11 protein-coding genes are annotated in these 12,561 nt (G+C 73.4%); 6 read left to right on the top strand and 5 right to left on the bottom strand.

The window, feature by feature from the left end:
* Positions 1 to 236: 236 nt before the first annotated feature.
* The gene (locus tag HTV45_RS09195) at positions 237 to 1,646 is read right to left on the bottom strand and encodes a HAMP domain-containing sensor histidine kinase (RefSeq protein ID WP_215205164.1); all 1,410 of its coding nucleotides are present in this window, start codon (positions 1,644 to 1,646) and stop codon (positions 237 to 239) included.
* Positions 1,643 to 2,380 carry a response regulator transcription factor gene (locus tag HTV45_RS09190; RefSeq protein WP_215205163.1) on the bottom strand — a complete coding sequence of 246 codons (738 nt, stop codon included), beginning with the start codon at positions 2,378 to 2,380 and terminating at the stop codon, positions 1,643 to 1,645. Before HTV45_RS09190 ends, HTV45_RS09195 begins: the two co-directional genes overlap by 4 nt.
* Before the next feature lie 110 nt (positions 2,381 to 2,490).
* On the opposite strand from HTV45_RS09190, the gene HTV45_RS09185 reads away from it, so the two are divergent.
* The gene (locus HTV45_RS09185; RefSeq protein ID WP_215205162.1) at positions 2,491 to 3,069 is read left to right on the top strand and encodes a hypothetical protein; all 579 of its coding nucleotides are present in this window, start codon (positions 2,491 to 2,493) and stop codon (positions 3,067 to 3,069) included.
* A gap of 87 nt (positions 3,070 to 3,156) precedes the next feature.
* Here the strand turns inward: HTV45_RS09185 and HTV45_RS09180 are convergent, their stop codons facing one another.
* The gene (locus HTV45_RS09180) at positions 3,157 to 4,044 is read right to left on the bottom strand and encodes a spermidine synthase (protein WP_215205161.1); all 888 of its coding nucleotides are present in this window, start codon (positions 4,042 to 4,044) and stop codon (positions 3,157 to 3,159) included.
* 184 nt (positions 4,045 to 4,228) lie between these two features.
* Entirely contained in the window at positions 4,229 to 4,624 is a 396-nt protein-coding gene (locus HTV45_RS09175; protein WP_215205160.1) for a hypothetical protein, read from the bottom strand.
* 288 nt (positions 4,625 to 4,912) lie between these two features.
* Between HTV45_RS09175 and HTV45_RS09170 the strand changes: the two genes are divergently transcribed.
* On the top strand, positions 4,913 to 6,361 hold the full coding sequence (locus HTV45_RS09170) for a tetratricopeptide repeat protein (RefSeq protein WP_215205159.1): 1,449 nt from the start codon (positions 4,913 to 4,915) through the stop codon (positions 6,359 to 6,361).
* A 213-nt stretch (positions 6,362 to 6,574) separates the two neighbouring features.
* On the opposite strand, the gene HTV45_RS09165 is transcribed toward HTV45_RS09170, so the two are convergent.
* Complete coding sequence (locus HTV45_RS09165; RefSeq protein ID WP_215205158.1) at positions 6,575 to 7,171, bottom strand: histidine phosphatase family protein; 597 nt, start codon at positions 7,169 to 7,171, stop codon at positions 6,575 to 6,577.
* A 194-nt stretch (positions 7,172 to 7,365) separates the two neighbouring features.
* Here HTV45_RS09165 and HTV45_RS09160 point away from each other — a divergent pair, with 194 nt between their 5' ends.
* The 4 genes from HTV45_RS09160 to HTV45_RS09145 are packed head-to-tail and all read left to right on the top strand — an operon-like array spanning position 7,366 to position 12,356.
* The gene (locus tag HTV45_RS09160) at positions 7,366 to 8,325 is read left to right on the top strand and encodes a phosphatase PAP2 family protein (protein WP_215205157.1); all 960 of its coding nucleotides are present in this window, start codon (positions 7,366 to 7,368) and stop codon (positions 8,323 to 8,325) included.
* Entirely contained in the window at positions 8,276 to 9,418 is a 1,143-nt protein-coding gene (locus HTV45_RS09155) for a hypothetical protein (protein ID WP_215205274.1), read from the top strand. The genes HTV45_RS09160 and HTV45_RS09155 overlap by 50 nt, the downstream gene beginning before the upstream one ends.
* Entirely contained in the window at positions 9,409 to 11,010 is a 1,602-nt protein-coding gene (locus HTV45_RS09150; protein ID WP_215205156.1) for a hypothetical protein, read from the top strand. Before HTV45_RS09155 ends, HTV45_RS09150 begins: the two co-directional genes overlap by 10 nt.
* A complete protein-coding gene (locus tag HTV45_RS09145) occupies positions 11,007 to 12,356 on the top strand; it encodes an AAA domain-containing protein (protein ID WP_215205155.1) in 1,350 nt (449 codons plus the stop codon). Before HTV45_RS09150 ends, HTV45_RS09145 begins: the two co-directional genes overlap by 4 nt.
* The last annotated feature ends 205 nt before the right edge of the window (positions 12,357 to 12,561 follow it).

Here is a 12,561-nt window from a genome sequence, read left to right as displayed (position 1 = left end):
GGGGGGGTGCCGCGCCCCGTCCGCCTGTCCGGGCCGCCCTGCCCTGCTCGCCCGGGGGAGTGCCGCGCCGCCCCGTCCGCGTGTCCGGCTGCCACCGGACGCACGGGTGCCCCGGCCGGGTGGGGAGTGGACCGGCCGGGGCACCCGCATCGCCGTTCTTCGTGACGGCTCGTCGCCGCACCGGTTCCCGGCGGTCAGCCTGCCTCCGGGAGACGGCCGGTGATCCCGGGGTGCGCTCAAGGAAGGGATCGGGACCGGTTGAAGGACACGCCCAGCCGGCCAGGTCTGCGCCGTCGCACGGTCCCCCGGTGCCCGCGCCGCCGGGGTGACCGCTCGCGCGGGTCGAGCTGGATCCAGATGCGCACCTCGGTCCCGCCGAGCACCGACGAGCCGATCCGTACGTCCCCGCCGGTGGCCTCGGCGAGCCGGCGCACGATGTCCAGGCCGAGCCCGGTCGAGCCGTCGCTGCCGGAGCCCTTGCCGCGGGCCATCGCCGCGTCGGGGTCGGGTATGCCGGGGCCCGCGTCGGAGACCAGCACGATCACCGCGTCCTCGCCGTTGTGCACGTCGACCGCGAACGCGGTGCCCTCGGCGGTGTGCCGGAAGACGTTCCCGAGCAGCGCGTCGAGGGCGGCGGCCAGGTCGGAGCGGGCCACGGGTATGCGCACCGGCCGGTCGGCGCCGGCCATCCGCCATTTACGGCCCTCGTCCTCGGCGAGCGCCGACCAGAACTCCATCCGCTCGCGGATCACCTCGGCCGCGTCGCACCCCGCGCCGGGCCCCGCGGCGGCCGTCTGCGGCTTGGCGTCGCGGGCGGTGCGGATGATGGTGTCCACCTCGCGCTCCAGCTGCTCGACCGCCGCCCGGGTCTGCTCGGCGGCCGGACCCTCGCCGAGGGATGCGGCGTTGAGCCGCAGCACGGTCAGCGGTGTCCGCAGCCGGTGGGAGAGGTCGGCGGCCAGCTCCCGCTCGTTGGCCAGGAGTTGGACAACCTGGTCGGCCATGGAGTTGAACGCCACTGCCGCCAGCCGCAGTTCGGTCGGCCCCGTCTCCCGGACCCGCGCGCCCAGCTTCCCCTCCCCCAGTTCGTGCGCCCCCTCGACCAGCCGCTGCGCGGGCCGCACCATCCGCACGCCCAGCCGGTCGGCGACCGCGACCGAGCCGAGGATCAGCGCGACCCCGACGGCGGCGAGCACCGCCCAGGCCGTACCGACTCCGTTGGTGACCTCGGACTCGGGGACGAACACCTCGACCACGGCGATCTCGCCGCTGCTGAGCGCGACCGGCTGGAGCAGCGTCGAACCGCCGGACACGGTGGAGGTGGAGGCGCGGCCCAGCTCCCGCACGGCCGCGATGTCCTCGGGGGCGGCCCGCCGGCGCCCCATCTCGAGGGCCTCGCTGCCCTCCTCGGCCGGTATGTGCACGGCCATGCCGGTGTCGGATCCGGTGGACGCGACGACGCGTTCGAGCTGGTCGCGGTCGGTGGTGATGGACAGCGCGGGGGCGACGGCCGCCGCCTCCCGCTCGGCATTGGAGAAGGCGCGGTCGCGGGCCATCTCCCGGATGACCAGACCGAGCGGCACCGCGAAGGCCACCACGACCATCGCGGTCACCGCCAGCGACACCTTGACCAGGGCCCACCTCATCGCGGCGGCTCCGCTCCGGGCATCCCCGGCGCCTGCGGCGTCTGTGCGGCGGGCGGCTCCAGCTTCACGCCGACACCGCGCAGGGTGTGCAGATAGCGGGGCCGGGCGGCGGTCTCCCCCAGCTTCCGGCGCAGCCAGGACAGATGGACGTCTATGGTCTGGTCGTCGCCGTAGGACTGCTGCCACACCTCGGCGAGCAGTTCCTTGCGGGCGACGACCACGCCGGGCCGTCCGGCGAGGAAGGCGAGCAGGTCGAACTCACGGCGGGTCAGGTCAAGCCGGGCGCCGTCCAGTTCGGCCTGGCGGCGCAGCGGGTCCACGGTCAGTCCGCCGACCCGGATCACCGGCGAGGGAGCGCTCTCACCGCCGCCGGAGCGGGCGCGGCGCAGCACGGCCGCCATCCGGGCCGACAGGTGTTCCACCGAGAACGGCTTGGTCAGGTAGTCGTCCGCGCCGGCGTTCAACAGCCGTACGACCTCCGTCTCGTCGTCCCGGGCGGTGGCGACGATCACCGGGACATCGGTGATGCCGCGCAGCATCTTCAGCGCCTCGGAGCCGTCGAGATCGGGCAGCCCGAGGTCCAGCACGACCACGTCGAAACGGATGTGGGCGACCTCGCGCAGCGCCTCGAGCGCCGTGCCCACACTGCGCACGGTGTGCGAGGCGTCGGTAAGCTGCCGGATCAGCGCCGAGCGGACGAACGGGTCGTCCTCGACCACGAGAACACTTGCCATGGGCGGCACCGTACGCCACGCCGGGCGAGGTCCGCCGGGGCCTGTGGACAACTCCGGATACCTCCGCGGGCACGACACCCGCGGGGCTCGTGGGGCAGTATGGGCCGACGATGCGCAGAGGACTCGTACACGTACTGGCCTGGCTGCTCGCCACGGGCGCGGCGGTCACACTGTCGTGGTGGGGTGTCAGCACCGTGATGGAGGGCACCGCCTACGACCCGCCCCGCGCCCTGCCCATCGCGGCGGCGGGCCACGATGACGCGGACGGCTCGGACGGCTCGGACGACGAGAAGTCGCAGGCGCTGTCGTCGTCGACGCGGCGGCCGTCCCCGGCATCCTCGAAGGACGCGGAGCAGTCGCGCGAGCCGTCGGCCGGGCCCGACGCCCCGTCCCGGAAGCCGGAGCCGGAGTCCTCCCGGACCACCGCGCCCGCGAAGCCCCCCGCCCCGCCCCCTCCGGCGGCCTCCGGTGAGGTCAAGGGCTATGACACCAAGGGCGGCCGGGCGGTCTTCGACCTCGGAGAGACGTCCGCTTCACTGGTGTCGGCGACCCCGGGGGCCGGCTGGTCGATGCAGGTGTGGAAGACGGAGACGTGGATCCGGGTGGAGTTCTCGGCGGGCGCGGACCGGGTGTCGGTCTTCTGCACCTGGCACGACGGCCCGCCGCGGGTGGAGATCGGAACGTACTGAGCCGCCGTCGCCGACGGGACCGTGGCGGCGGCGTTCGCGTCGGTCGGCGGCGTTCGCGTCGGTCACCGGCGGAAACGGAACGCGGTCTCAGCGGAAGACGGACGCGGGCGGTGCCGGTGACGCGACCGCTGCGGCATCCGTCACCGGGTTCGCCCCGCCGGTGAAGTCGAGAAGTTCCCGGCCGTGCAGGACCCGGCCCGGTTGCGGATCGGAGGCGGCACGGCGGGTCAGTTCGGCGACCGGCAGGGGTGCGTCGGAGGCGACCAGGACGGCGTTGCCGAAACGCTTGCCGCGCAGCACCGCGGCGTCCGCGATCAGCGCGAGTTCCCCGAACCGCGCGGCGGCGGTGGCGATCTGACCGCGCAGATGCGCGAGCGGCGGCCCGTCGGCGAGATTGGCGGTGTAGACCCCGCCGGGGGCGAGCGCCCTGCGGACCTCGTCGAGGAACTCGGCCGAGGTCAGATGGGCGGGGGTGCGGGCCCCGCTGAAGACATCGGCGACGACGAGTCCGGCCCAGCCGTCCGGCACCTTGGCGAGCCCTTCGCGGGCGTCCGCCGAACGCACCCGTATGCGCGCCCTGGCGTCCAACGGCAGTTCCCGCCGCACCAGTCGCACCAGCGCCGCGTCCCGCTCGACGACCTGCTGGGTGGAGCGGGGGCGGGTGGCCGCGACGTACCGGGCGAGGGTGAACGCGCCGCCGCCGAGGTGCACGGCCCGCAGCGGCTTTCCGGGCGGTGCGGCGAGATCGGTGACATGGCCGAACCGGCGCTGGTACTCGAAGGAGAGGTACGCGGGGTCGTCCAGGTCGATGTGGGACTGCGGGGCGCCGTCGATCAGGAGGGTCCAGGCCCGCGGCCGGTCCCGGTCGGGGATCAGCTGGGCGAGTCCGCCGTCGACGTTCTCGATGACGGTCCGCGCACCGCCACCGCCACCGCCGTCGCCCTGCCCACGCCCACCGCTCCTGGCCCGTCCCATTCCGCCATTGTCCCAGGTGCCGGCGCACGGCCCGGGGCCCCCGCCCGTACGACAGGACAACGGCCACCCGCCGACGCCGACGAACCGGCTCCCCGCAGGCCCTCGGCAAACCCACCCGGGAGGCGGGCCCGCACAGTGTTGTCCGGAGGCCGTCCGCACACGTACTCCGGCGGCCCGGACGGGCTCACGCGCAGCCGTCGGCCGCCTCGATCATGCGCTGCGCCTCGCCCAGCGCCTCCCGCAGCACCGCGGGGTCCGTCGCCAGATCCGCGTCGCCGGGCGGCAGCAGCCAGTCCGCGCCTTCCACCGGCGGCTGGGGCTCCGGGTTCAGCCGCAGCCCGCGGCCGTCGGTCTCCGTACAGGTGCTGCCCGGTACGTCCCAGGCGGCGGCCGTCCCCGGCGGCACCAGGAAACCGAGGGTGGCACCGCCGTCGTCGTGCAGCACCGGGCCCATCCCGTCGGCGGCCGCGCGCCGCAGGATGTCGACCGCCTCCAGGCCCTGCCGGGCCGGCACCGTGACCACGTCACAGTCGGCAGGCAGCGGATCTAATGGGTCATCACTCCGACTGGTCATCATCATCCCGGCCTCCACCACACACACGATCCCTGCTTGGACGAGCGGGTCGGGAGTCGGGCGGCTCCCGGTCCACAGAGTCCAACGACCCGGGATGTCAACGGCTACGGCGAAAGTGCGCCGCAAAGGATGGCAGTTCATGGCAGATCGTGGATGACATATCCGTTTTGTAGCCAAACTCTGCGTGGTGACTCCGTCACAGCAGGTACGTTCTAGCCCGCCGGAAACAGGGTGGCACACGGACAACCCACCCCATTCCGGCATGGTTCGACGGTTCGCAGAGAGGACCCGGCCATGGCGTCGTCAACGGTGCCCTCGTCCACGCCCGACCGGCCCCCGCGGCCGAACCTCGTCTTCCGGCAACTGCGCGGAGCGCGCTCGCCGGCCGAGTTCGCCGCAGCGGTACGGCGGGCCGCCCACGAGATCGACGAGCGGGTCAGCTGTGACGCGCGTTACGTCTACAGGGTGGAGGCGGGCGAGATCCGCTGTCCCAACTACGCCTATGAACGGGTGTTCCTGCACATGTTCCCCGGCCGCACGCTGACCGACCTGGGCTTCGCGCCCCGCTCGTCGGTCCGCGGACGCCGGACCGGGACCGCCGGGGACCTCCCGGCGGCCCGCACCGAAGGACCGGCGAACGCCACGGGTGAGACCAGCGGGGCGTGCGAGCCGTATGAGACGCAGAACCGGTACGACACGTACGACCCGCACGACCACGAGGAGAGCGACGTGCTGCGTCGCGCATTCATGACCAGCGGCGGCGCCACGATGGCCGCCGCCTCGCTGAGCCCTTACGGGTTCGCCTCCGACGCCTCGGCGCCGCAGCGCGCCGTGCGCCGCGCGGGGGCGAGCGACGCGGGCGCCCTGGAGGAGGCCGTCCGCCGGATCCGGCTGCTGGACGACCGGCACGGCGCGGACGGTCTCTACCGCCGCGCGGCGGCCCCCCTGCGCGCCGCGTACGCGCTGCTGGACGCCGGGGTGGCCCGGCAGCGGACGGCGGACCGGCTCTACTCCGGCGCCGGTGAGCTGGCCATCTCGGTGGGCTGGCTGGCGCACGACTCCGGCCGTTTCGACGACGCCCGCTCGCACTATGCGGAGGCCCTGGCGACCGCGCGGGTGACCGGTGATCCGGGCCTCGAGGCGCACGCCTTCTGCAACACGGCGTTCCTCGCGCGGGACGCGGGCCGCCCCCGGGAGGCGGTACGGGCGGCGCAGGCGGCCCAGCGGGTGGCGCGATCGCTCGGCTCGCCCCGGCTGATGTCACTGCTCGCCCTGCGCGAGGCGGGCGGCTGGGCGGGCCTCGCCGACCGCACCGGGTGCGAGCAGGCGCTGGTCCGCGCGGGGGCGTACTTCGAGCGCGGGGCGGCGGAGGCGGACCCGGAGTGGATGAGCTTCTACGGGGAGGCCGAGCTGGAAGGCCTGGAGGCGCAGTGCTGGTCGACCCTGGGCGACTGGCCGCGGGCGGCCCGGCACGCACGCCGTGCGGCGGAACTCCAGGACCCCCACTTCACCCGCAACATCGCGCTCTACACGGCCGAGCTGGCGGACGACCTGGCCCGCGGCGGCTTCCCGGACGAGGCGGCGGCAGCGGGCATGCGGGCTCTGGACCTCCTCGCCGAGGTCCAGTCCTCCCGCGTCCGCACGATGCTGGCAGGCACCTCCCGCGTCCTCCTCCCCCACCGCCGGGCCTCAGGAGTCTCGGCCTTCCTCGACCGCCACGCTTCCCTCCCCCGAGCAGTCTGACCCCCACGCCACCGCGACCCCCCGCACACAACCACGCACTCCCCGCCCCACCGCGGGCAGTCGTGCCTCCCCCAGTGCCTTGAAGGCCTGGGAGGTACCCCCAGGGCGGCACGGGTGGGCGCGGCGGCACCCCGCAGACGCCGGGCCGCGCAACACCCCCGCCCAGCACCAACACCGGGCACCGGGTAAGCACCAGCCCGACGGCCGGGCAGCTCACGCAGCCAGATGCCCCTGCTCGTTCCACGTCTCGATCGCGGGCTCCCCATAAGCCCACCCCAAGATCGACAACGACGTCGGATTCAGCCGCACCCGCGCCGCGAAGTCCAGCGGCAGTCCCAGCCACCGCGCCCCGATCGACCGCAGAATGTGCCCGTGGGCGAACACCAGAACATCCCGGTCGGCCGACCGCGCCCAGCCCACCACCTCGTCCGCACGCGCGGTGACCTCCGCCAGGCTCTCCCCCTCCGGCACCCCGTCCCGCCAGATCAGCCACCCCGGCCGCCCCGCCCGTATCTCCTCCGGCGTCATCCCCTCATACGCCCCGTAGTCCCACTCCATGAGCGTGTCCCACACCACCGCCCGCTCCCCGAACCCGGCCAGCTCGCACGTCTCCCGCGCCCGCACCAGCGGACTGGTCCGCACCTCGACCCCCGCCAGCCCGTCGAACGGCGCACCCCGCAGCCGCTCCCCCAGCAGCTTGGCCCCCCGCCGCCCTTCCTCCAGCAGCGGTACGTCGGTCCTGCCGGTGTGCTTGCCGGACAGCGACCACTGCGTCTGTCCGTGCCGGGCCAGCAGGATGCGCGGTGCCATGGGGAGACCTTCCTGACATTCACGTAATTCGCAAGCGGAGTCCCTCCATCATCGCGCACCCTGGTCAGGGGCAACCCGGCGGGAGATCTCTGCGTCTATGAGGGCCGAGGGCGTCTCACGGGGGACGTGCAGGACACCGTAGAGTGACGGGCCGCCGAACGAGCGGCGTACGGAGACGAAGGGGGAGCGATCGGATGCCGCACACCGAGACACCGGGCACCGAGGCGGTCCCGGCGACCCGGCTGCGCTGGTGGACGGAGCTGCCGCTCCTGGTCCTCGTGTACGCCTGCTACTCGGCGGGGCGGCTTGTCGTACGAGGTGACGTCTCCGACGCCGTGGACCACGGCCTGGGGATCCTGCGCATCGAGAAGGCGCTGTTCCTCAACGCCGAGAGCCCGCTGAACCGTCTCTTCACCCGGGAGCCGTGGATCGGCATACCCGCGGACTTCTGGTACGCCTCGCTGCACTACATGGTCACCCCGGCCGTCCTCGTCTGGCTGTTCCGCTCCCACGCGGTGCGCTACCGGGCGGCCCGCACCTGGCTGATGACCTCCACGTTCATCGGCCTGATCGGCTTCACCCTGCTGCCCACCTGCCCGCCCCGGCTGCTCGACGCGAGCCACGGCTTCGTCGACACCATGGCCCACTACAGCTCGTACGGCTGGTGGGGCGGCGAGGCGAGCGCCCCGCGCGGACTCGGCGGGATGACCAACCAGTACGCGGCGATGCCGAGCCTGCACGTCGGCTGGGCCCTGTGGTGCGGTGTGATCCTCTGGAAGTACGGCCGCACCCGCCTGACGAAGACGGCCGCCGTCGTCTACCCGCTGGTGACCACGATCGTCGTGATGGGCACCGCGAACCACTACTTCCTCGACGCGGTCGCGGGCGCCGCCGTCATGGGCGCCGGCCTGCTGCTGGCCCCCCGCGTGATGCGCTGTGCCGACCTGGCGAAGGCCCGCTACCTGCCCCGCGCCGCGACCGTCCCGGTGGCCTCGTCCGCCACACATTCCACGATTGTCAGTGCCGGATGCCAGACTTCCGCGGGTGAGCGAATTCCACGGCAGCGGCACCCCGAACCGCGGTACGGACGAGAAGCCGGACCGGGTGCCTCCCCCTCGGACGCGGACGAAGACGCTCCGGCACCGGCTCGCTGAGCTGCGCGGCCCGGAGGTGCAGGCCAAGGCGCTGGACGCGCGCGCCCTGGCCGCCCTCGCCGCCAACCCGGGCTGCAGACGGCGCGCGATCCTGGACGGCGCCGGGGTGGACAAGGGGGCCCTGGCGAGCGCGCTGGGCTCCCCGTCGGTCTTCGGCCAGTCCCAGTTCGCGTTCGTCCGGGGCAACGCGTTCGAGGCGAAGGTCAAGGCGGACGGCGGTACGGAGCTGCTGCGCCTCGCCCACGAGAAACTCGACCGCGCGGCCGAGCCCCCCACCGAAGCGCGCGTGCCCGACCTGACCGCACAGGGCCCCCAGGGCCGGACGGCCCGTACCGAGCTGGCCCTGCGCGAGGCCGCGACCGAGGCACCCGGCGCGTGGACACTGCTCGACCACCCCATGCTCGCCCTCGACGTCGCGGGCTCCCCCGCGTTCCTGGAGCCGGACGCGGTGGTGGTCCACCCGGACGGCAGCTGGACGGTCGTGGAGATCAAGTCCTTCCCGATGCTGGACGGCGCCGCGGACCCGTCGAAGGTCGGCGCGGCGGCCCGACAGTCGGCGGTGTACGTGCTGGCCCTGGAGCAGGTCGCCGCGCGCCTGGACCCCGCCCCGCGCGTCCGGCACCGCATCCTGCTGGTCTGCCCCAAGGACTTCTCCAACCTCCCCACCGCCTCCGCCGTGGACGTCCGCAAGCAGCGCGCGGTGACCGCCCGCCAGCTGGACCGGCTCACCCGCATCGAGGAGATCGCCGACACCCTCCCCGAGGGCACCTGCTTCTCCCCGGAACTGCCGGCCGAAGAACTGACCGAGGCGGTGGAGACGGTCCCGGCGGCCTACGCGCCGGAGTGCCTCTCCGCGTGCGAGCTGGCCTTCCACTGCCGGGACCGCTCCCGCGCGGACGGCGCGGTGACCTCGCTCGGCCGCCCCGTCCGGGCGGAGCTGGGGGGCCTGACGACCGTCGAGGACGTACTGGCCGCGGCCCGCGGGGAGGCCGGCGACCCCGACGACCCGGCGGTGGCGGCACTGCGGCGCGCGGCAGCCCTGCGCGCGGAAGCACTGAGCGGTGCGCGCCCGGAGGTGGCCCCTTGTCCCTGATCACCACCCTCGCCCGCCTCGAGGCCGTCAGCACCGGCCGCGCCCGGCCCACCGCCACCGTCCGGCACCGGCACCTCGCGGAACACCCCCTGGTGTTCGTCCCCCTCACCACCGCCGGCGAGGCGGGCGCCCCGCTGGGCGCACTGGTGGGCACCGACCGGCACGCACCCCGCCTCCTCGCCGTCCCTCAGCCCCGCGACCGCGACCTGCGCTTCGCGTTCCTCGCCGAGCTGGCCGACGTGGTCCTGCCGTACGTCGACGGCTTCGCGGACACCGTGGAGCCCGCCGAGCGCTCCGAGACCGACCCGGAGACCGGCAAGCGCGTCAAGGTCGAGGTCGAGCTGTGCGCGGACGCACCCCAGCTGATCGTGCCGAGCAGGGCGGGCATCGACCTCGTACGCCTGCTCGGCCGCTCGATGCGCTTCCGCCGCACGGCGGAACAGGACCCGGAGACCCCGTACCCGGCACCACCCCGCGTACCACTGCTGGGCCGCTGGCTGACCCACTTCGGCGAACGCGCCCGCGTCCCCGGCTCGTCCCTCCTCCTCGCCATGACGGACGTCCTGGGCCGGCACTGGGCGACCGGCCAGTCCACGCTGGAGGACCAGCACCTGGGCGCCCTGCTCGCCTGGATCGCCCCACCCGAGGGCAGCTCCGGCGCGGAAGCCGCACAGCGGGCCGAACTGGCGCGGGACGCGTCCGGCCAACTCCTCTGCCCACCCGCGGGCCCGGCAACCGACCCGGCCTTCGACAACAAACTCCTCGCCCCGGCGATCGAACGCTACGACCGCGCCCGTACGGCACTGGCGGCGGCGGAGGACGGCCTGGAGGCAGACGACCGCCTGGCCGCCCTGACCACCGCCGAACAAGAAATCCGCGCCCTGGTGGAAAGCCGCACCCTGCCCACCTGGAACGCGGTGTGGCAGGGCCTGGACCTCCTCCGGCACCTCCCGGAGGGCACACGCGTCGAGGAACGCTGGACCCGCGACCGCTGGTCCTTCACCAGCCACCGCGACCGGGTGACCGCGGGCGAACCACCCCAGCCCCGCCGCGACGACGCGGTCACCGCCGCGAACAAGCTGGCCACACGCGAGCGCGAACAGTCCCGCCTGGAAGCACAGGAAGCATTGGACGACCCACTGGTGATGGCATCCCGACGCCTGTCCGGAGAAGCGTTCGCCGGCGAGGTGGTCGACGTGGTGATGACGTACACCGAGACCAAACGCCCGAGCCCCCGCCCTCTCCTCACCCTCCGCACGGACGACACCCCCCACCTCGGCGAGCGCGCGAAGGCCTACCGCTCCCTGAACGGAAAGCCACAATCCACGGAATTCGTAGGCTACGAGGACGGTCCCGAACCCGGTCTCCTCACCCTCCGCATCCTGGACAAGATGGGCCGGGGCAAGGAGCCGGAGGAGGGATCGGTCCCGGAGAAGGGCGACCGCCTCTGCTTCACCCTCTTCGAACACGAACCGCGCGGCGGAGCCAAACTCCCCGACCCGGAGGAAACCCCGTGGACCCACGGCGGCCCACCCGGCGAGGAGCCCGTGCCCGAGCCCGCCGACGCGATGACCGAGGAGGACGTACTGTGACCGCCCCTGTCGAGGAAACAGCGTTCGACCCCGGCTCCGCGGCCACCCGCGCCACGGACGCGATCCTCCACGACACGCTCCACGGCACCGCGCGCGGTGTGGTCGTCGACTCCCCACCCGGCGCCGGCAAGTCCACCCTGGTCGTACGCGCGGCCCTGGAACTGGCGGAGGCGGGCCGCCCGCTGATGGTGGTGGCGCAGACTAACGCCCAGGTCGACGACCTGGTCCTCCGCCTCGCCGAGAAGAACCCCGACCTCCCGGTGGGCCGCCTGCACAGCAGCGACACCGACCCCTACGACAAGGCGCTCGACGCCCTGGACCACGTCCGCAAGTCCTCAAAGGCCGCCGACCTCACCGGCCTGCCCGTCGTCATCTCCACGGCGGCGAAGTGGGCCCACGTCAAGGGCGTAGAGCCCTGGCAGCACGCGATCGTGGACGAGGCCTACCAGATGCGCTCCGACGCCCTCCTCGCCGTAGCCAACCTCTTCGAGCGAGCCCTCTTCGTAGGCGACCCCGGCCAGTTGGACCCCTTCTCCATCGTCGGCGCGGAGCAGTGGGCAGGCCTCTCCTACGATCCCTCGGGCTCAGCCGTCACCACCCTCCTGGCCCACAACCCCGCCCTCCCCCAACACCGCCTCCCCGTCTCCTGGCGCCTCCCCGCGTCCGCGGCCCCCCTGGTCTCCGACGCCTTCTATCCCTACACCCCGTTCCGCAGCGGCACGCAGCACATCGACCGCGCCCTCTCCTTCGGCGTCCCGTCGGACGGCTCGCCCCCCGACCAAGTGATCGACGAGGCAGCGCAATCCGGCTGGGGCCTCCTCCAACTCCCCGCCCGCCACACCCCCCGCACGGACCCGGAAGCAGTCCAGGCGGTAGCCCTCACCGTCCGCCGCCTCCTGGACCGCGAGGGAGCATCAACCTCCGAACGCTCCCCCACCCCGACCCCTCTCACCGCGGACCGCATCGCCGTAGGCACCGCTCACCGCGACCAGGCAGCGGCAATCCGCGCGGCACTGGCGGAACTCGGCGTACCGAACGTGACGGTCGACACGGCAAACCGCCTCCAGGGCCGCGAGTACGACGTCACCGTCATCCTCCACCCCCTCTCCGGCCGCCCCGACGCCACCGCCTTCCACCTGGAAACCGGCCGTCTCTGCGTCCTGACCTCCCGCCACCGCCACGCCTGCATCGTCATCTGCCGCGAGGGAGTAACCGACCTCCTGGACGACTACCCGTCCACAGAACCGGTCCAGCTGGGAACCCTGGTCAAATTCCCGGACGGCTGGGAAGCCAACCACGCGGTGTTGGCGCACCTGGCGGAGCACCGGGTGGACTGGCAGCCCTGACCGTCCACACGATCTCTATGCCGTCGCTTGCGTGTGGCGCCGGCCGCCGAGGTCAATCAACCGGACCTGCCCTACTGAAGGCCAACGCAAAAAAAGCCCCTCCTACTCCGCACGAAAGGCTCCATCGCAGAGCGCTCGTCGCGCCAGAAATCCCGATAAACAATCCTAAAAACACCACAATGGCGATCACTATCCGCACCGACTG

The sequence above is a fragment of the Streptomyces sp. CHD11 genome, from assembly GCF_018638295.1.
Taxonomy (GTDB): domain Bacteria; phylum Actinomycetota; class Actinomycetes; order Streptomycetales; family Streptomycetaceae; genus Streptomyces.
Note: the sequence above shows the minus strand (reverse complement) of the source record. Positions and strands in the feature narration are given on the sequence as shown.